The 17,916-nt window shown below is 62.3% G+C and carries 20 protein-coding genes; 5 read left to right on the forward strand and 15 right to left on the reverse strand.

The annotated features are described in order from the left end of the window. Positions 1-5 precede the first annotated feature (5 nt). The 3 genes from E4O92_RS24985 to E4O92_RS05815 all read left to right on the forward strand — a co-directional run bounded on the left by E4O92_RS24985 (position 6) and on the right by E4O92_RS05815 (position 1,503). On the forward strand, positions 6-494 hold the full coding sequence (locus E4O92_RS24985) for a hypothetical protein (protein ID WP_206076821.1): 489 nt from the start codon (positions 6-8) through the stop codon (positions 492-494). 67 nt (positions 495-561) lie between these two features. Then, entirely contained in the window at positions 562-1,050 is a 489-nt protein-coding gene (locus E4O92_RS05810) for a DUF4265 domain-containing protein (RefSeq protein ID WP_135188808.1), read from the forward strand. Between the two features lie 216 nt (positions 1,051-1,266). Continuing rightward, on the forward strand, positions 1,267-1,503 hold the full coding sequence (locus E4O92_RS05815) for a hypothetical protein (protein ID WP_167759703.1): 237 nt from the start codon (positions 1,267-1,269) through the stop codon (positions 1,501-1,503). A 62-nt stretch (positions 1,504-1,565) separates the two neighbouring features. On the opposite strand, the gene E4O92_RS05820 is transcribed toward E4O92_RS05815, so the two are convergent. From E4O92_RS05820 to hmgA, 11 genes are all read right to left on the reverse strand, one after another. Beyond that, complete coding sequence (locus E4O92_RS05820; protein WP_229483087.1) at positions 1,566-2,417, reverse strand: YncE family protein; 852 nt, start codon at positions 2,415-2,417, stop codon at positions 1,566-1,568. 177 nt (positions 2,418-2,594) lie between these two features. After that, the gene (locus E4O92_RS05825) at positions 2,595-3,317 is read right to left on the reverse strand and encodes a hypothetical protein (protein WP_135188811.1); all 723 of its coding nucleotides are present in this window, start codon (positions 3,315-3,317) and stop codon (positions 2,595-2,597) included. A 25-nt stretch (positions 3,318-3,342) separates the two neighbouring features. Continuing rightward, on the reverse strand, positions 3,343-4,605 hold the full coding sequence (locus tag E4O92_RS05830) for an MFS transporter (protein ID WP_135188812.1): 1,263 nt from the start codon (positions 4,603-4,605) through the stop codon (positions 3,343-3,345). Between the two features lie 33 nt (positions 4,606-4,638). Further along, entirely contained in the window at positions 4,639-5,556 is a 918-nt protein-coding gene (locus E4O92_RS05835) for a DUF1259 domain-containing protein (RefSeq protein ID WP_229483089.1), read from the reverse strand. A 289-nt stretch (positions 5,557-5,845) separates the two neighbouring features. Further along, complete coding sequence (locus tag E4O92_RS05840; protein WP_135188813.1) at positions 5,846-6,547, reverse strand: MBL fold metallo-hydrolase; 702 nt, start codon at positions 6,545-6,547, stop codon at positions 5,846-5,848. Between the two features lie 16 nt (positions 6,548-6,563). Next, a complete protein-coding gene (locus E4O92_RS05845) occupies positions 6,564-7,349 on the reverse strand; it encodes a sulfite exporter TauE/SafE family protein (protein WP_135188814.1) in 786 nt (261 codons plus the stop codon). After that, positions 7,346-7,762 (reverse strand): YeeE/YedE family protein, encoded by a 417-nt coding sequence (locus tag E4O92_RS05850; protein WP_135188815.1) that lies wholly within the window; start codon positions 7,760-7,762, stop codon positions 7,346-7,348. The genes E4O92_RS05845 and E4O92_RS05850 overlap by 4 nt, the downstream gene beginning before the upstream one ends. Positions 7,763-7,772: 10 nt before the next feature. Beyond that, positions 7,773-8,204 (reverse strand): YeeE/YedE family protein, encoded by a 432-nt coding sequence (locus E4O92_RS05855; protein WP_135188816.1) that lies wholly within the window; start codon positions 8,202-8,204, stop codon positions 7,773-7,775. A 10-nt stretch (positions 8,205-8,214) separates the two neighbouring features. Continuing rightward, positions 8,215-8,514, reverse strand: a complete 300-nt coding sequence (locus tag E4O92_RS05860; protein WP_307721741.1) for an ArsR/SmtB family transcription factor — start codon at positions 8,512-8,514, stop codon at positions 8,215-8,217. A gap of 150 nt (positions 8,515-8,664) precedes the next feature. Further along, positions 8,665-9,972, reverse strand: coding sequence for a hemolysin family protein (locus E4O92_RS05865; protein WP_135188818.1), 1,308 nt, complete (start codon positions 9,970-9,972; stop codon positions 8,665-8,667). A gap of 100 nt (positions 9,973-10,072) precedes the next feature. After that, on the reverse strand, positions 10,073-11,350 hold the full coding sequence (gene hmgA, locus E4O92_RS05870) for a homogentisate 1,2-dioxygenase (protein WP_135188839.1): 1,278 nt from the start codon (positions 11,348-11,350) through the stop codon (positions 10,073-10,075). Positions 11,351-11,496: 146 nt separating this feature from the next. Here hmgA and E4O92_RS05875 point away from each other — a divergent pair, with 146 nt between their 5' ends. Continuing rightward, positions 11,497-12,402: a LysR family transcriptional regulator gene (locus E4O92_RS05875; protein WP_135188819.1), complete on the forward strand. Its 906-nt coding sequence runs from the start codon at positions 11,497-11,499 to the stop codon at positions 12,400-12,402. Between the two features lie 9 nt (positions 12,403-12,411). Here E4O92_RS05875 and E4O92_RS05880 read toward each other — a convergent pair whose 3' ends face one another. The 4 genes from E4O92_RS05880 to E4O92_RS05895 form a co-directional block, all read right to left on the reverse strand. Further along, entirely contained in the window at positions 12,412-13,545 is a 1,134-nt protein-coding gene (locus tag E4O92_RS05880; RefSeq protein WP_135188820.1) for a hypothetical protein, read from the reverse strand. A 288-nt stretch (positions 13,546-13,833) separates the two neighbouring features. Then, a complete protein-coding gene (locus tag E4O92_RS05885) occupies positions 13,834-14,916 on the reverse strand; it encodes an ABC transporter ATP-binding protein (protein ID WP_135188821.1) in 1,083 nt (360 codons plus the stop codon). A 184-nt stretch (positions 14,917-15,100) separates the two neighbouring features. Continuing rightward, the gene (locus E4O92_RS05890) at positions 15,101-16,072 is read right to left on the reverse strand and encodes a CapA family protein (protein WP_167759704.1); all 972 of its coding nucleotides are present in this window, start codon (positions 16,070-16,072) and stop codon (positions 15,101-15,103) included. A gap of 41 nt (positions 16,073-16,113) precedes the next feature. Then, positions 16,114-16,758, reverse strand: coding sequence for a dienelactone hydrolase family protein (locus E4O92_RS05895; protein WP_135188823.1), 645 nt, complete (start codon positions 16,756-16,758; stop codon positions 16,114-16,116). Positions 16,759-16,961: 203 nt separating this feature from the next. Here E4O92_RS05895 and E4O92_RS05900 point away from each other — a divergent pair, with 203 nt between their 5' ends. Beyond that, positions 16,962-17,870: a hypothetical protein gene (locus tag E4O92_RS05900; RefSeq protein WP_135188824.1), complete on the forward strand. Its 909-nt coding sequence runs from the start codon at positions 16,962-16,964 to the stop codon at positions 17,868-17,870. The last annotated feature ends 46 nt before the right edge of the window (positions 17,871-17,916 follow it).

The following is a 17,916-nucleotide window of genomic DNA, read 5'->3' on the forward strand; positions in this document are numbered from 1 at the left end:
TGCCAATGACAAGAAAGTACTTTTTTCGCGAGTGGGTGGTGAATCTTGGAATTTTATTTCTGGGAATTTCGATTCTTGTCCTTGCGACCGCTGCAGCAGCTCTGGTGGCAGAAATTTACCCCCAGATCGGCTTTGCTGGCGAAACGGGTCCGCCGCAGCACCTCATTGATTCGTCCGTTGTAGCATTCTCCCATCCGAAAGATAACCAACGCCGAGGTCATGAGATGAACGAAATATCCGAAAAACGATTGCTTGAAATCGAAAGTCGCGCTAACCGCGCTACCCCGGCACCATGGAAGTCGTATGTGGAAGGACGCGATCATACAAGTGGTACTAGCTTTATCATGACTGGAACCCCTGAGCAGCGTGGAGGGGATATCGAATTGAGTGGTGCAACTGTAGCGGATCAGGATTTTATTGCCAGCGCCAGGCAAGATGTTGTTGATCTGGTAAACGAGGTGCGCAGGTTGCGAGCGATGCAAAACAAGGTTTGAACGGCGCAAGTTTCTGCTTGCCGGAGCCTCCGAAGGACAGCCTAAGGAACCAATGAAAGAGAGCTAAATGGACGATGAACAATTGGTACGGATACCGCTGAAGATGGGTCAGGCCCATGTACAACGCGAGATTGTCCTTGCCGTGCCAAATGAATCGCATGATACGTTTATTGTTCGCAGCATTCCGGCATTCGCATATGGCGTTGCATACGGTGATGTGATTCGGGTGCTGGACCAAGCAAGCGGTGACTTCGAAGTGCTAGAGCATAACGGCCAAGTGACGGTGCGAGTGTTTGTAAGAGGGAGTTTGGAGAAGCCGGAAATTCGATCTTTAATCAATGACATTCTTGGGCACAAGGGGTTGTACGAGGTTGGAAAGGCAAGCGACGATCCGGACCATCTCTCGTTGCTGCTAATTAGCCTCGATGTCAAGATCGGTTTTCCTGAAATTGAAGAGATCCTATCGAGCGTTAAGCACGCTGGACATCAGTGGGAATATGGCAATATTTATGATGAAAATGGCAGGCAATTAAGCTGGTGGAATAGGAGCGTGTAAGGACGAGCTTATCGTCAGACGCAACTTGTGCGAACAAAAAAAGCTGTTTTCCTCTAGTGCCCCGCATCTGACTGGGCGTAGTTCAAAAGGAAAACAAAGGCATCTTTGATCCCGTTACCACCGAAACCAACACCGGCCGCAGCTTCAACCGCTTCAGATATTATGAATATTCGCAAATCGTACTGGCGATTTTTCAATTTCCTAATTAGACGAATCATGGCCGTGGCATTCATCTTTGGAGGAACGGTTTCGTTTATTTATGGGATGTCAAATATTCTTCCAGGGGGAACTGTTCAATTTAATGGCCAGCCAACAGATGACATGGTTCTTAGATGTTTTTCGGCGTTGTTTCCATTGATTATGGCGGTGCTGGGAATATTTTTATTTCGAGCCAAACCTTACTATCCGTGGTCCATCATACGTACCGCGCAGAAAGTAGAACAAGAAAAGTGAGCGCGGATCTACCGCCGCGTCTACCTGCGGAATCGCCGCGGGGAAACGTCTTGATGTGTGCGCTACCCCGCCGGCTGCATTACCCGCAAAATCGGGCGCGGCTGGTTCAACGGAATATATAGCTCGTGGGTATCTGGGTTGACCGCAAGGGTGTGCGCGTTCGGTCCGACCCGGATTGAGCCGATCTTTGCCGTACCGTCCGGCCCGAGACGGAAGAGGTGCACCGGTCCGGACTCGGTTGCGACGTACAATATCTTGCGACCGGGATCGTACGCCAGCACATCCGGTTCGCCGTCCACCGTGAATTGCGCTGCCACGCGCTTGGTGTGCAGGTCCAGCACAAGCAGTTTGTCGTTGCCCTCGCAAGCGATGAAGGCAAGACGCAGGTTCGGTTCGATCAATAGTCCATGGTTCCCTCGCGCGCTCGGCAAGCGCATGCGGTCGATGATCTTGTCGGTCGCCGGGTCGACCTCGACGAATCCACCCGTCCCTTCCACGTTAATAAATATGTGCCTGCTCACCGGGTCGTATTGGGTGTTCCCCACGGCGCCGCCCAAGTCGATGGTGGCGACGCGCTTATTTGTGCGCGCATCGACCACGCTCTCCGTCTTGCCTTCCTTATCGGACACGTAGATTTTACTGACACTAGGCGCATAGGCCAGGCCATCCGGATAACGGCCGACCGGCACGCGCGCCAGAATCGCAAGACTCGGCTCGTCAATGACGACCAGTTCGTCGCTACCCGTCGCCGTCGCATAGATCCGCCCCATTTCCGGCACCGCGAGTACACCGTGAACCTGCCGCACATTGCCGATGGTGCCGAGCGCCTTTTTCGATTGTGTGCTGACCACGACGACGGAATTGTCGCCCAGGTGGGCCAGTGCCAGTTTCTCATGGGCGGCGTCCAGGCTCATGTAGTCCCATCGGCTTGCTCGGCCGGGCAACGGATAGTCACGAACCAGCTGCAACGTCGATGGCGATGGCGCAGTCGTCGCTGTCGAGGCGTGTAGGGACGGGATCGCGGCACAGGTGGTGGAAACCCAGAGCAATGCAAACAAATACGATCTTGTCATCCCAGGCTCCATACATTGTCAGCGGGGGCTCCACGTGAGGCCGGCCCGAATCTCCGAAATGCTGCTGTTCCCGACCCGGCCCAGGCGCAATCCGGCGTCAAGCTCCAGGTTGTCTGCCATCGACACGATCACCCCTGCCAGAGCCGAGCGTGTCTTCAATCCGTCCGACCTGGCCCCCAGGAATATTTCGAACACCGGCATGAGCTTGCCCTGAGGCGGAGCTTCCACGATCACTCCAAGCGTGCGCTCCCACTGGCGTTCCCGATTCTTGAAAAGCGCGGCATTGAAGTGAAACATCGCGCTCGAGATTCGCCGCGAGATGATACCAGCGCAGCCTGCGCCGGTTCGCTCACCGGCAGCGGTCGGCAGCAGCAGGGTGCATTCGCTCGCGACACTCGGCCCGTGCGCATTTTGCAGCTCGCCGGGCCGGTACACCTGTTTCCATGAAAGCTCCACATCGTCAAAGCTTGTTCCCGAAGAATTGGGTCCGCCCCCAAATTGGGTGCGCAGGAGGCCTTCTGCCACCAATTCGCTCGAAGGTGAGACGCCGAAGTTCGCCACGAGACCCGGAGCGGAGAAGCTCTTTTGCCTCCCTTCTCGAAGCAGATTCAGATACGCGAACTCGAACTCCACTCCGCCTGGGCGCACTACTGCCGCATCTGTGCCATCGAATGGACGCAACGCGAGGGCACACGGCATACCGGAGACCGCCAAGGTGAGCGCCACAATGATTCGCTTCATCGCTACGCCAGCACCGATGACTGAACTACGGCGTGCCACCGCGCTCAGGCAAGATGCTGCTGCCCGGGTCGCGGGATGCGAAGTCGACATCTGCTTGTTCCTCCGGCGGGCGAATATGCTTGAATCTGGCATACAGTAACAAGTCGTAAGCGATCTTCAAAGCGCCGGCCGCAATCAATGGCCAGCCGAAGGTGCTGATGGTCAGGAGGTATCCTGCCAGTGCGGGGCTGGCAGCTGCGGCCAGGCTGCGCGGCACCGAGGTCACGCTTGCGGCGGCAGCACGTTCGTCAGGCAGCGTGATCGCCATGACATAGGAGCCGCGTGTCGGCACGTCCATTTGCGACAAGGCGCTACGGGCGAGCAACAACAGCAGTGCCCAGCCCAGGGTCGGCGTGAACGGTATCAAGATGAGCAGCACGCTGGATGGCAGGTGCGTGAACACCATCGTGTTGACCAAGCCGAAGCGGCCGGCGATCCTGACCGCCGCCAGATAGGATAGTGCGGACACGAGGCCGGTCCAGAAAAAAATGGTTCCAGCCACAAGAGGCGACAGCTGGAACCGGTCGAACAGCCACAGGGCAAACATCGATTGCACGACGAAGCCGCCCGCAAATGCGTCCATGCTGAACAAGGCCGCCAGGGTATAGACGTTGCGCTTCGATTGCCTCAAGGGTGCTCCCGGCCTTGCGCCAGCCGTCTTGTGCACGGTCGGCAAGCTGCGGTAAGCCATTGCGCAAACCAGACCAAGCAAGCCATACAACACGAACATCGAACGTATCGCTGTCAGTGTGCCGACATGTAGTGCCGCAGCGATTACCTGTGGCATGCCCGCCAACAGCGCTCCCAGCGCCGCCACAAGTGAGCCGACCAAATTGTAGCGGGCGAAGAACGCGGTACGGCGCTGATCCTCCACGGAACCAGCGAGCAGCGCGTGTTCAAGCGGCAGGAACACGCTGACATCGCCGCTGGACGGATTGAGCGTGCCGACAACGGCAATGATCAGCAGTGGCCAGAAATCGCTGGCGATCGCGAAAGCGAAGCCGGTAGCGGCCATCAGGACACACGCCAACAGGAGCCATGTGCGGTATGGGAGGCGCCGGGCGTGCAGTCCAACCAATAACGACAATACGCCGGAGCCGAGCAAGGTTCCGGTAGTGATAATGCCTACCTGGAATGGATTCATCCCGAGACCGAGCAGGTAGACCGGCAGCAAAAGGCTCACGAAGCCATCGGCGCAAGCGCGCAGGCCGCGTCCCCATAACAGGCGCGTCTGGACAGCCAACTTCATTTGCAATGCTGCCACGATCGGCCCCGGGCGGAATCACTTGCGCGCTGTCGAGTCGATCTTCGTATCGGTCAGATTGATGGCGGCTCGGACCGATTTGGCCAGGTCCTGCGCCTTGCCCTGTCCCAAATAATGCAGGAACATCAGCCGCGGCTCCTCGCCGGTCATATGCTGGTGAATGGCGACAACGTTAATTCCTCCGCTGCGCAAGGACTTGAGCACTGGCTGGAGCTCGCTTTCCAGCACCGCAAAGTCTCCATCGACAACCGCCTGCTGGTCGCTCCCGGCAAAGCCCGCCCAGGTGTTCGCGCCCATTGCATCACCCGCGGTCACCCCATGCATCTTGACTGGGCGGCCGAAACTCACTTTGTACATCCCATTGTTGGACTCGCCCTTCTTGCCGAACACCGCGTCCAGTGGCGCCGCGCTGATTCGGTTTTCGTTCGGCACGCGCCATTCGGGGAAGGCAGTCGCTGGCGCATGGTGCGCAGCACGGATGTGCTGGGGGGCGTCGAGTACCTTCCTGACTGCTGCCGCCATCGCGTTGGCCTCTCCCATGCCGCTAATGTGCATGAAATACAGGCGTGGCTGCTCGAAGAAGAAGTGGTTATGCAGAGCGGTCACTTCGAGCCCGTTGTCCAGGGCCGCATCCATCGCTGGGGCAACCTCATCTTCATACAGGACCATGTCGCCCATGACCATGACTTTCGCGGCGTTGCCGGTCGGTGCGAAGCCCGCGTAGGAGGTGGTGCCGAGGAATGGCGGAAGCTTCCAGCCGTTGATAGTCGCCATATCCGGCCTTGGCTTGGAGATCTTGTACACGTTCTCCTTTGCGTTATAGCTCGGTTTCATCCCACTGGCCTGCTCAATTGCTGCAGGCACGCCGGAAGCCGGCTGCGCCAGTACGGCAGGCGCGGACAGCGCGAGTGCAATCATTAAAGCGCGCTTCAACATCACAACCTCCTTTAGAAATGCATGAGCGGGTAAAGGATGAGTTTTGTTGCGGCTGCGGCAACGATGATGTGTGGTCCCCTCAGCTTCGGTTGGCAGCCGCCGCGAGGTCGGACCAGACTACCTGGATGTCGTTCAACGCTTTGCCGGGGAAGCTTGCATTCGGGTGTGCTAACGCAATATCAAATTGCCCAGCTCGGTTCGGATGCGACCGCTGTCCGCATAATGACGACGACTGACGGGCGCGCCAAAGCGCTGGTCCCAGACGTTTGCCGCCTCGGCGAAAGGTTTGTCATGCGCCATGGGGCAGCCCGAGGTTGCGGTTGGCCGGCACGGCCACATCGATCAGCTTGGGCCGGGGCAGGTCCAGATTGGCCATCAGCTCGACGAACTGTTCGAGGCTGCGGTTGGCCAGGCGCGCGTTATGGCGCTTTTCCCAGCCGATGGTCGATACCGACTGGCCCTTGTAGTCGTGCCCGGGCCACATGCGCGTGTCGTCGGGCAGGCGAAACAGCTTGTTCATCACGCTGTCGTAGAGCGCCGCGGCGCTGCCGCTTTGGAAGTCGGTGCGCCCGCACCCGTTGATCAAGAGGGTGTCGCCGGTGAACACGTTGTCGCGCCAGACGTAGCTCATGCTGCCGCCGGTGTGCCCGGGCGTGTGCAGCACCGCGATTTCCTCGCCAGCGCCGAAGCGGATCACGTCGCCGTGCCGGAGCTGCAGCTCGGCGGGGGAAATCCCGCAGCCGCTCGGCACCGCCGCCATGGCGCCGGTGAGCGCGCGCAGCTTGCCGGCCGAGGTCACGTGGTCGGCGTGTGCATGCGTCTCGAGGATGTAGGCGAGTTTGAGTCCAAGCCGTTCGATGTGCGCCAGATCGCGTTCCCAGTGGTGGTCGACGGGGTCGATGATCGCCGCCTCGTTACTGCCTGGAGCCGCGAGGATGTAGGTATAGGTCGACGACTCGGCATCGAACAGCTGGATCGGGTTGACGTTCATGAGGGGCTCCTGTTGATCAAAGAACGGCCTTGGCGACCATGCCAACGGCGACGAGCGCCGCGACCGCGGCAAAGCCAAGCTGCAGATGCGGGCCGGCCAGGCGCGCGGATACCAGACGGCCGGCCAGCATGCCGGACAGGGCTCCGCCGGCGAACGGCAGGGCCACTCCCCAATCCATGGTCGCGGCGCTGGCGATCACGCTGCTGGCGGACACCAGCGCAATCACGGCCAGCGAGGTGGCCACGACTGACTGCATGGCCAGGTCAGTGCAGCGCTGAAGCGCGGGCACCATGACGAAGCCGCCGCCGACCCCGAGCAGGCCAGAAAGCAAACCGGCGATGCTGCCCGACAGCGCGAGCGAGCGTGCGCATGCCGAGGTCCAGACGAAGCGGCCGCCGGCGCCGCGGATGCAGGGAGGATCAGCTTGCGCCACGACCGCGGGAACCAGCCCGAGGGCCTGGCGTGCGGTGCGAACGGCAACGTAAAGCAGCACCAGCGAGAAGAACAGCATCAGCCAGTGGTTGTCGATGCGCCGCGCGAGCCACAGGCCGCAGGGCGCGGCCAGCGTTCCGGCCGCCGCGATCAGCAGGGCGGCGCGATAGCGCACGATGCCGGCTTTCAGGCCGAGCACCGCCCCGAGGGTTGCGGCCATGCCGACCGCGAGCAGGCCGATCGGGCCTGCCTGTGCGACCCCGATGCCGGCGCCGAACACCAGCAGTGGGACTGCGAGTATGCCGCCGCCGGCGCCGGTCAGCGCCATGATCGTGCCGACGGCAAGGCCTAGTACAGGCAGGTTGCTCATCTTTTGCCGCGCCCGAGGAATTCATAGACCGCCATGCCGGCGACCATGGCGATCGTGAAGATCATGGGCTTTGCGCTGCCAGAGAACAGGGACGCGAGCGCAGGACCGGGGCAAATGCCGGCCAGGCCCCAACCGGCGCCGAAGACCAGGCTGCCAAACACCAGGCGGCGGTCGATCTGCCGCGCCGTTGGCAGGCGGATTGCCGCTCCGAGCGGCGTGCGTTGGCGTGCACCCGCCAGGCGGAATGCGAACAGGCCGACCAGGATGGCCCCGGCCATGACGAAAGCGAGCGATGGGTCCCAGTTACCGGCAAGGTCCAGGAACCCCAGCACCTTGGCCGGGTTGGACATGCCGCTGACGATCAGGCCGATACCGAAGATCAGGCCCACGATGAATGAAACAACGAGCTGCATGGGTAATCCCTTAACCGATCAGGCGGCGTGCTACGAACACCGTCGCGATACCGGCGGCCATGAATGCGATGGTCGCCACCAGCGAGCGGGGCGATAGCCGCGACAGCCCGCATACGCCGTGGCCGCTGGTGCAGCCGGACCCGTAACGGGTGCCCAGTCCGACCAGCAGTCCGGCGGCGATCAGCGTGCCGCTGCCTGCATCAAATCGCGTGTCGGGCAGCCGGTGGACGAGCGCATATGCCAGCGGCGCCAGCACGAGCCCGAGCAGGAAGGCGATTCGCCAGCCGAGATCGCCGCGGGCAGGGCGCAGCAGGCCGCCGAGGATGCCGCTGATGCCGGCAATGCGGCCGCTTAGCAGCACGAACAGCGCTGCCGACAGGCCGATCAGCAGCCCGCCGGCGAACGAGGTCCACGGCGTGAAATGGGTCCAATCGATGTGCATCCGATTCTTTCTATGTCTTCTTGCAATACAGCTCATGCAGCAGTTGCATGACGGCCAGCGCTTCCTTGCTCGCGATGCTGTAAAAAATCTGCTTGCCTTCGCGCCGCGTGACCACGAGCTTTTCCTCGCGCAGCACGCCAAGTTGCTGCGACAGGGTGGGCTGGTGGATGTCCAGTGCGCTTTCCAGGTCGCTCACGCAATGCTCGCCCTGGCTCAGTTGGCACAGTAGCAGCAGGCGGTCGGGATTGGCGAGCACCTTGAGCAGGCCGCGCGCTTCCTCCGCCGCCACGCGCATGGCGCGCAGATCCATTTGTCCGGTTTCCGTCATCGTTTTATTATATGCGGCAACAAAATATCGTTCAATAGAATGTTTGGTGCCGGGTGATTAGCCATCGTAGGGTGCGCACCAGTGCGCACGCGGTACGGGTGAGTAGACGCGGCGTCGTTTAGTGCCGGTCACCTACTGCGCAGTTTCACGCGCAACCGGGGTCACCAGCAGGCGATCGATCCGGTTGCCGTCCATGTCCGCGATCTCGAAGCGGTAGGCGTCCCAGTCGAAGTATTCGGACGGCTTGGGAATGTAGCCTAGCTGGTACAGCACGAATCCGGCCAGCGTGTGATAACTTCCATCGCCCTCGCCGGGAAATTCGACGACCGCGCCGAGCACTTCGCGGAAGCGGTCAAGCGAAATGCCGCCATCCATGTACCAGCTGCCATCCTCGCGCCGCACCGCGTCCGGCGCCTGCTCCTCGCCACACACGGACACTTCGCCGACCAGCACGCTCATCACGTCCGCCAGCGTGACTATGCCCTGGATGTCGCCGTATTCGTCGACCACCAGCGCCAGCTCGGCGCGGTTTTTCTTGAACAGTTCCAGCAAGTCCATTGCGCTGACCGACTCGGGCACGAACAGCAGCGGTTTGAGCGCGGCGGCAATGTCCACGGCGTTCAGGGCATGGCCCCGGATGGCCTGTGCGAACAGGTCACGCGCGGTCACATAACCCAAGATGTTCCCCTGGTCGTGCCGGATTACCGGGAAGCGGTTGTGCATGCTGCCCGCGATCCTGGCAAGGTTGCGTTCGGCCCCGTCGTCCAGGTCGAGGAATTCGATGTCCACACGCGGCGTCATGAGGGCGCCCAGATGGCGGTCGTCGAGCCGCAGCGCGCGCGAAACGATTTCGTATTCCGTCGGTTCGAACACGCCGGCCTCGGTGCTTTCGCGCAGCATGCCGGTGATTTCTTCCTCGGTCGGAATCTCGGCCCCCGGCTTTTCCATGCGCAGCAGGCGGGTGATGAAGTCGGTCGTAACAGCCAGCAGCCTGACGAGCGGTGACATCAGCAGCGCCAGCGCGTGCAGGGGCCGCGCGAGCGCGGTGGCGACCCGTTCGGGGTGTTGCATGGCGATGCGTTTGGGCACGAGTTCACCAAGGATGATGGAGGCGAACCCAATGCAAATCACCACGATCGCCAGCGCGAGATGGTCGGCGAAGCCGGCGAGCTGCGGCGCGGCCGCCGCAATGTGCGGCGCCAGCCGCGCCACCAGCGACGCGCCGCCGAAGGCGCCGTTGAAGATGCTGACCAGGGTCACGCCCGCCTGGACGGTCGACAGGTAGATGCTCGGCTTTTCAGCCAGGTCGAGCGCGGCGCGGGCGCCGCGCTTGCCCTCGGCGGACAGTTTTTCCAGGCGCAGGCGGCGGGCGGAAACCAGCGCGAATTCCGCCATCGACAAGATGCCGTTCAGGAAAATCAGGGCAAGGATGAGCAGCATGTCCTTGATCGGCCGGGGCAGTCATCCCCGTGCCTTGCCGTGCTTGGAAGCCATCATCGCACGGCGGCTCATGGCGCGCCAACGCGCACGGCCAGCCGTATCAAGGCTCGGGCCGGAAGGCCTTGCCGATGCCGGCCCAGCATTGCTGGTAATTGCGCTGCAATTGCTGGCTGGCCAGCGCGTACGCGGTCGGGATGATCACGTGGCGGGTTTCAAACATGAAGGCCATCGTGTCGGCAACCTTGCTGGGGCGCGAGGTATCGGCATTGCTCGCTTTTTCGAACGTGGCGGCATCGGGGCCGTGCCCGCTCATGCAGTTGTGCAGGCTGGCGCCGCCGGGGACGAAGCCTTCGGCCTTGGCGTCGTAGGCGCCGTGGATCAGGCCCATGAATTCGCTGGCGACGTTGCGATGGAACCAAGGCGGGCGGAAGGTGTCTTCGCCGGCCAGCCAGCGCGGCGGGAAGATCACGAAATCGAGCGTGTCCACGCCGGGAGTGTCCGAGGGGGCCTGCAATACGAGGAAGATCGACGGGTCCGGGTGGTCGTAGCTGATCGAGCCGATGGTGTTGAAGTGGCGCAGGTCGTATTTGTAGGGCGCGTAGTTGCCGTGCCAGGCGACCACGTCCAGCGGGGAGTGGCCGATGTCGGCCCGCCACAGGTTGCCGCAGAACTTGGCGACCAGTTCGAACTGGCCTTCCCGGTCTTCGTACCGTGCGGCTGGAGTCAGGAAGTCGCGCGGGTTGGCCAGCCCGTTGGAGCCGATCGGGCCCAGGTCCGGCAGGCGCAGCAGGGCGCCGAAGTTCTCGCAGATGTAGCCACGGGCCTGGCCGTCCGGCAGCGCGACCTGGAAGCGAATGCCGCGCGGGATGACGGCGATCTCTTGCGGTCCAAGTTCCAGGAGGCCAAGTTCGGTGGCGATGTGAAGGCGACCGTGCTGGGGCACGATCAGCAGCTCCCCGTCAGCCGAATAGAAATAGCGGTCGGTCATCGACTGGTTGGCGGCGTACAAGTGGATCGCGCAGCCGCTCATGGCCTCGGGCGAGCCGTTGCCGGCCATGGTGACCCAGCCGTCGATGAAGTCGGTCGGGGCCAATGGCATCGGCAGCGGGTCCCATCGCAATTGGTTGGGCGGGGGCGGGACCTGGCCGAACTGGCTGACCATGCGGCCGTTGTCGATCTGTTTGAATTGGCCGTGGACGGCAGCCGGACGGATGCGGTACAGCCACGAGCGCCGGTTGTGGCTGCGCGGCGCGGTAAACGCGGTGCCGGAAATTTGCTCGGCGTACAGCCCGTAGGCGACCCGCTGGGGCGAGTTGCGGTGTTGCGGAAGCGCGCCGGGTAGGGCTTCGGTGGCGAATTCGTTGCCAAAGCCGGACATGTAGCTTGCTGCCGATGGGGTGGGTTCGAGCACGGATGGTCTCCTGCGGGTTTTGTTGTGCGGACAACTGTAGTGGATATGCGAACGTTTTACGAGATGAATACAGAAATGTAGACTATTGATTTCGTAAATAATAAGGCGCTTCCATGATCGAACCGGGCAATATCGACCTGAACCTGCTGGCGGTGTTCCAGGAGGTTTATCGCGAGCGGCAGATATCCAAGGCGGCGCGCAAACTGGGGCTGACCCAATCGGCGGTCAGCAATGCGCTGGCCCGCCTGCGGCGCACCTTCGACGACGAGCTGTTCGTGCGGACGGGCGGCGGCATGCAGCCCACGCCTTTCGCGCAGCAAGTGGCCGAGCCGGTCGGTGCGGCAATGCTCCAGATTGGGCTGGCGCTGAACCAGCGCAGTCAATTCGATCCCGCAACCAGCACGCGTCGCTTCACCATTGCCATGACCGATGTGGGCGAGGTGTATTTCATGCCGGTGCTGGTCGAGCGCTTGCGGGCGTTGGCGCCGCGGGTGCAGGTGAGCTCGATCCGGGCGGGAGGCATTGCGCTCAGGGAAGCGATGGAGAGCGGCCGCGTCGATCTGGCGGTGGGCGCGTTCGACGACGTGTCCGGCGCCTTGTACCAGCGGTTGCTGTTCCGCCAGCCTTTTGTGAGCCTGTTCCGCAAGAGCCATCCGCTGGCGCAAGGCGAGGTCACGCTCGATCGCTTCATCGCCGCCGAACACTTGCTTGTCGATACGGACGAAAGCCCGTACGACCGCATCAACCAGTTGCTGGAAAAGGCCGGGGTGGGCGTGGTGACGCGCTACCGCGTGCCGCACTTTACCGCCGTGCCGTACATCGCCAGTGCCAGCGGATTGGTGGTGACCGTGCCCCAGAAGCTGGCCGAGCGGGCGGCGGCGCCCTTCGATCTGGCGTGGACGATGCCCCCGTTGCAATTGCCGATGCTGCAGACGAACGTGTTCTGGCATCGGCGCTTCGGCCAGGACCCGGGCAATTGCTGGCTGCGCGAACTGATGGTGGAGCTGTTTGCCGAGTAGCTGGCGCTTTCAGAATCCGTACATCTTTTTCATGGGCATGTTGTCGACGGGGCGTACCCCGTTTGCGTCCAGCACGAACGCGTCCAGGTACTGCAACGGCGGGACGAGGGCGATGTTTTTCGCAGCAAGCCAGGTGGCCAGGCGCGTGTCGCGGAAGGGACTGGTGTTGCCCTGTTCGAAGGGAACGAAGACATTGCCGATGTGGTTGACCACGTAGGCTCTGGGTTTGAGCACCGGCGCGATGATCGCGGCGACCGCGTGGCCGCCGGCGCCGATCCAGAGATCGACGCTTTTCAATCGGGCGCCGCGCATCGCCAGAGCCAGGCGTTCGATGGGCTTGCCGTAATTGATGCCGTCAGTGATTTGATCGACCGTCAGGCCCTGCGGCGCACCTGAATCGGTCACGAAGAAACTGAGGGTGGTTTTGCTGGCGGTCTTGACCGTGAAGAGGTAGCCGCGGCTGCCACCGCCGTTGGGAAAGTCTTCCAAGGCGCCGCCTTTGAGCTTGCCGTCGGCATCGGGCGTGGGAACGTGTTGCAGTTCGCGCGGGGCGTACTGCTCGCTGCCGTCGTGCGTCCAGCGGACCACGCGCATCGTCACGTACTTATTCAGGCGGAAGGTTTCGCCGCCGTAGACCGGTTTGCACTGTTCGAGGGGGATGCCTTGCGCCTGCAATTGGTAGCAGGTCGAGCGGGAACCGATGACCGTGGCTTTGGTGAGAGAGGCCCAGTATGCGGTATCGAAGCTGTGGTCGAATTGGCTGGAGCCGGTGAGCACCAGGTTGATCGGCGAGCCGGGCTTGTTCGAGAGCACGCTGTGGCTCCAGCGCACAGCACCCTGGTCGACCGGCCAGGGCGCCCTGGTGTAGGCCAGGCCGTCACTGCCGCCTTGGAAATATCCGGGCGGAATCCGCGTCATGTAGCCGTCCATCATGATGTTCAGGTCGCCAATCTTGAAGGTCCAGTTGGCCAGGCCAAACCATGTCAGGCGTACTTCGCTTGGCGCGGTGTTGTCGGTGCCGGGGACCAGCACGTCGTCGCCGCGCTCGCCGCCGCAAGCGCAGAGCAGGGTGAGCGTGGCGGCGGTGATGAGCCAGGATGGGGAGCGGGCATGCGTGTGGCTGCGCGACAGGGAGCGATCCATTGCTGTCTCCATTGCTTAACAGAAGCGGCTCCGGTGAAAGCGGACGGCTCGGCTGTCATGACCAATGTAGCAGCGGGCTCAGCAGGAGCGCTCTGCGCTGGCGCAGGGCGGGGTGGAGAAGTCGGCGGATCAATTCCGGGTGGAATTGACGGGGGCGCAGGTTCTGTGTGCGCGTGATGCGAACGATGCCTTATGGCAGCGACGCCGCGGGCCAATCAAACGGTGACGCGTGCGCACGGGTGCGCACCCTACGCTACGGCCTGAGGCCGCGAGCGGGCGCAATTGGCCTTACGGCAGCAATCGCCGCCCGTCCGGCCCGAACACGTGCGTGCGCTGCGGCGGCGCCGACAGCAGCAGCTCCTGGCCGGGCTCCCAGTGCCGTTCGGCGTCGGCGCGTACGACCATCTGTTCGCCGCTGCCCTTGACGTTCGCGTACAGCCAGCAGCCGTCACCCAGCCGTTCGATCGCGAACAGCGTGGCGGGGATACCAGCGCTGGCGCCAGCATCGAGATGCTCCGGCCGCACGCCGACCGTGACGCGAGTGCCAGGCCGCACCGGCTCGGCCAGCGGCACCTCGAGCACGGTGGCGCCGCCGGCCACCGCGACTGCCGCACGGTCACCGGCGTACGCCTCCACTTCACCCGCCAGGAAGTTCATGGTCGGCGCACCGAGAAAGCCGGCGACGAACAGGTTGTCCGGCTCGTGGTAGAGCTTGAGCGGCGGCCCGGCCTGCTCGATGCGGCCTCCGTTCAAAACCACGATGCGGTCGGCCAGCGTCATCGCCTCGACCTGGTCGTGGGTCACGTAGATCATGGTGGTGCCGAGCGAACGATGCAGTCTGGCCAGCTCGATGCGCATCTGTACGCGCAGCGCGGCGTCCAGGTTGGACAGCGGTTCGTCGAACAGAAATATGGAGGGCTCGCGCACGATCGCGCGCCCGATCGCGACGCGCTGGCGCTGGCCGCCGGAAAGCTCCTTCGGCCGGCGGTCGAGCAGGGCGTCGATCTGCAGAGCTCTAGCCGCCTTCAGCACAGCCGACTCGATCTCGGTCTTTGGCCTGCCGGCGAGCTTCAGTGCGAACCCCATGTTTTCGCGCACCGTCATGTGCGGATACAGCGCGTAGTTCTGGAAGACCATCGCCAGCCGCCGGTCAGCCGGGGGCAGCTGGTTGATGCGCACGCCGTCCATGAACAGCTCGCCCTCGTCGATCTCGTCCAGTCCGCAGATCGCGCGCAGCAGCGTCGACTTGCCGCAGCCGGAAGGTCCGACGAAGACGACGAATTCGCCGTCTTCGATGTCCAGGTCGATACCGTGCAGGATGGCGTGCGCACCGTACGACTTGCGCACGCCGGTCAGTTTGAGGCTTGCCATGTCATTCTCCTTGCCGCTCTAGCGCGCTGATCTCATGCATTGTGCCAGTTCCCGGTGCGCGGTAGCGAATCACGAAGCCGGGCCAGCTCGCGGGGATCACCGGGCGCAGCCCTGTGCGCCCCTACGATCTGCAGGAGGCGACGGGTGCGCAAATGCGCACGCGAACGCAAACTCGGCACTGCCGTCAAGCAGGCGGTGCGATAACAAGCGTGTGCGCGTCGGGGTGCACGGGTGTACCCAGCTCCGCGCACAGTTCGCTCATCTGTCGGAAGATCCAGGCGCGCTGCGCGGAATCGGCGCGGATCGTGCGGCAATCGGCAATGAACAGCGGATGGAGCACGATGCGTTCGACCTTGTCCGGCCCCAGCTGCAATTCGAACAGTAATTGATGATCGTTGCAGAACGTCGGGTCGACATAGTAGTCATCCACCAGGTCGCCGGCCGCATACATGATTGGCGCACCATTGCGCCATTCGATCCCCTGGAAAACGTGCGCGCTGTGGCCGAACAGGATTTTCCATCCCATGTCGATCGCCGCATGGGCCAGGCGGCGAAAGCGCGGCGAGGGCCGCCATGCCATATTCGGCCCCCAGTGCAGCGAGAGGATCGGCCAGTCGACATCGGCGCGCGCCAACGCATCGAGCGCGCGAGAAAACGCAGCCAGGGCGGCGGGCTCGTCGCGCAGGTCGAGCCACGCGATACCGGGACGCGCCGGCCCGGCTGCAAAATCCTCCTGGTGATCGCAAAAGGCAGCCATGCCGATCCGAAGCCCGTTGCGTTCGACGATCACGGGACGCAGTGCCGCTTGCAGGTCCGCTCCGGCTCCGGCGTGCGCGATTGAATGGGCGTCGAGCGCATCGACCGTGTCGAGCAGGCCGCGCACATCGAAGTCAAGCGCGTGGTTGTTGGCCAGGCTGACGAGGTCGATGCCTGCGCCGGTCAGCGACTCGATCGCTTGCGGTGGCGCGCCGAAGTAGAAGGCTTTCGGTTCGCCATGCCACTGGCGGGTGCTGGCGGTGATGGCGCATTCGAGGTTGACGATGGCCAGATCGGCGGTCCGTAGAAGAGGCGCGATCGCGCCGAGCGGATAGCCGGGGCCGTGCAGCCCGATCGCATCGTTTACGAGGCGCCCGAGCATGGCGTCGCCGCCGAACACCAGGCGCAGCCGAGGTTCGGGGGCAGGGTGGTCCGACATGGTCAGCCGTTCGGGAAATGCGACACGAACCAGTTGGTGGCCAGCGAAGCGACTTCCTCCAGCTTGCCGGGTTCCTCGAACAGGTGGGTGGCGCCGGGCACGATGACGAGCTGCTTTTCGCAGCGCAGATCGTCGTGTGCGCGCCGGTTCAGTTCGATGACGATGTCGTCGTCGCCGCCCACGAGCAGCAGGGTGGGCGCGCGCACCGCCTGCAATGCATGTCGCCCGGCCAGGTCAGGGCGTCCGCCGCGCGAGACCACCGCTGCGATGTCAATGCCCGGTTCGGCGGCCAATTGCAGCGCGGCGGCGGCGCCGGTGCTGGCGCCGAACAGGCCGAGTTTCAATGTTGAGGTGGCCGGCTGCTGGCTTAGCCAGGCCGCGGCAAAGCCGAGGCGCTGGGTCAGCAAGGGAATATTGAAGCGATTTTCGTAGGTGCGGTCTTCCTGCGGCGTGAGCAGGTCGAGCAGCAGGGTGCCAATGCGCGCTTCGCGCAATACCCCTGCCACGTAGTTGTTGCGCGGGCTGAGGCGGCTGCTGCCGCTGCCGTGCGCGAACAGGACGACGCCGATGGGAGGTGTTGGAAGCTCCAGCATGCCTTCCATGGTTGCCGTGCCGGCGCCGATTTGAACGAGTTCCTTGCTTTCCATTGACCGTTCCTCCGTTTGCCTTTTGACGCAGGGGAGCGGGGAAGATTCCTATGTTTAGTCGAGTGTTTGAAGTGGCCGCGACAAAATTAAGGAACAATTGTGAAACTTTTTATAAAGAAAAATGTTACGCTGGCTACGCAAGCTAGACACATCTAATTCTACGGTTCGGTTGAGACGATGAAGCCACGAAAGAGGTATGTTGCATGATGCAGGCGTTTTTTTCCAAGCGAGCGGGGATGATAATCCTCGCAGCTTTTGTCGTGGCCTGCTCACAGCAAAAAGAGTCCGACGTGAAGCCCATGCTGGTGGCTGGCACACCCGCAGTTTTGCCTGGCGCAGCCTCCGTTTCTGCAGCTACGCCGAGTGAGGCTCCCGCCTTGAGCAGGGAGCACGAAGGGCAACTGATGCGGGCGATTTTCCAGGACAATTATGATTCCAACAGCGGCAACGCGGTGGTGGACATCCGACAAAACGGAACCGACTCCACGTACCTGATGGCACTCGTCTGTGCAAACGAGTTAGCTGACGGGCGTACCGCCGTTATTGTGAATGGCTCGCCATCTGACCAAAATGGCGCCGACATGTCTGCACACGTCACACCCGGAATGCTCAACGTGTATACAGTGCGGCGTGAAGATGGCGATTGGACTGTCTTGGAACGCCGTGAAAATGTCGCGTCCGTAGGATCGCATGGCCAGATCGGCAGCGTAAAATGGATAAATCTCAGCCCCAACAAACAAGGCTTCATTGTCTCCTCAGGCGGGGTATGGCAGGGTTATGAAATCAGCATGGCCGATGTCTTCGACCTCGGCGACGGCGTACGCCATCTCGGTGGTTTCCGCGAAATGTCCGGCAATTCTGGTGCTTGCATGCCTGAGGTGGACGAGTGCTGGGAGATCGATAGCAGCATGCGCTTTGTTGACAGTCCCCAACCCGCAGCCTATCGCGACATTTTGGTCGACTTCAAGGGGAAGCGTTACAAGGTCACCGAGAACAAATCGGGCGATTTTACAGAGCACCTTAAAGCCAACATCGAACAGTCCGCTCGCTACCATTTCGACGGCAAGAAATACGTGCTGGTATCAGGCACCAATCCGGTACCAAGTATCTAATATTGCGGTCGCAGCCAGGCGCTGCGACCGCAGTTGCTTGCTTACG

This window comes from Massilia horti (assembly GCF_004614195.1).
Classification (GTDB): Bacteria; Pseudomonadota; Gammaproteobacteria; order Burkholderiales; family Burkholderiaceae_D; genus Telluria; species Telluria horti.

What these genes read in the sequence shown, in the direction of transcription:
- E4O92_RS24985 (WP_206076821.1), top strand. Translation starts at nt 6, where the DNA reads ATGACAAGAAAGTACTTTTTTCGCGAGTGGGTGGTGAATCTTGGAATT.
- E4O92_RS05810 (WP_135188808.1), top strand. Translation starts at nt 562, where the DNA reads ATGGACGATGAACAATTGGTACGGATACCGCTGAAGATGGGTCAGGCC.
- E4O92_RS05815 (WP_167759703.1), top strand. Translation starts at nt 1,267, where the DNA reads ATGGCCGTGGCATTCATCTTTGGAGGAACGGTTTCGTTTATTTATGGG.
- E4O92_RS05820 (WP_229483087.1), bottom strand. Translation starts at nt 2,417, where the DNA reads ATGAGCCTGGACGCCGCCCATGAGAAACTGGCACTGGCCCACCTGGGC.
- E4O92_RS05825 (WP_135188811.1), bottom strand. Translation starts at nt 3,317, where the DNA reads ATGAAGCGAATCATTGTGGCGCTCACCTTGGCGGTCTCCGGTATGCCG.
- E4O92_RS05830 (WP_135188812.1), bottom strand. Translation starts at nt 4,605, where the DNA reads ATGAAGTTGGCTGTCCAGACGCGCCTGTTATGGGGACGCGGCCTGCGC.
- E4O92_RS05835 (WP_229483089.1), bottom strand. Translation starts at nt 5,556, where the DNA reads ATGTTGAAGCGCGCTTTAATGATTGCACTCGCGCTGTCCGCGCCTGCC.
- E4O92_RS05840 (WP_135188813.1), bottom strand. Translation starts at nt 6,547, where the DNA reads ATGAACGTCAACCCGATCCAGCTGTTCGATGCCGAGTCGTCGACCTAT.
- E4O92_RS05845 (WP_135188814.1), bottom strand. Translation starts at nt 7,349, where the DNA reads ATGAGCAACCTGCCTGTACTAGGCCTTGCCGTCGGCACGATCATGGCG.
- E4O92_RS05850 (WP_135188815.1), bottom strand. Translation starts at nt 7,762, where the DNA reads ATGCAGCTCGTTGTTTCATTCATCGTGGGCCTGATCTTCGGTATCGGC.
- E4O92_RS05855 (WP_135188816.1), bottom strand. Translation starts at nt 8,204, where the DNA reads ATGCACATCGATTGGACCCATTTCACGCCGTGGACCTCGTTCGCCGGC.
- E4O92_RS05860 (WP_307721741.1), bottom strand. Translation starts at nt 8,514, where the DNA reads ATGGATCTGCGCGCCATGCGCGTGGCGGCGGAGGAAGCGCGCGGCCTG.
- E4O92_RS05865 (WP_135188818.1), bottom strand. Translation starts at nt 9,972, where the DNA reads ATGCTGCTCATCCTTGCCCTGATTTTCCTGAACGGCATCTTGTCGATG.
- hmgA (WP_135188839.1), bottom strand. Translation starts at nt 11,350, where the DNA reads ATGTCCGGCTTTGGCAACGAATTCGCCACCGAAGCCCTACCCGGCGCG.
- E4O92_RS05875 (WP_135188819.1), top strand. Translation starts at nt 11,497, where the DNA reads ATGATCGAACCGGGCAATATCGACCTGAACCTGCTGGCGGTGTTCCAG.
- E4O92_RS05880 (WP_135188820.1), bottom strand. Translation starts at nt 13,545, where the DNA reads ATGGATCGCTCCCTGTCGCGCAGCCACACGCATGCCCGCTCCCCATCC.
- E4O92_RS05885 (WP_135188821.1), bottom strand. Translation starts at nt 14,916, where the DNA reads ATGGCAAGCCTCAAACTGACCGGCGTGCGCAAGTCGTACGGTGCGCAC.
- E4O92_RS05895 (WP_135188823.1), bottom strand. Translation starts at nt 16,758, where the DNA reads ATGGAAAGCAAGGAACTCGTTCAAATCGGCGCCGGCACGGCAACCATG.
- E4O92_RS05900 (WP_135188824.1), top strand. Translation starts at nt 16,962, where the DNA reads ATGATGCAGGCGTTTTTTTCCAAGCGAGCGGGGATGATAATCCTCGCA.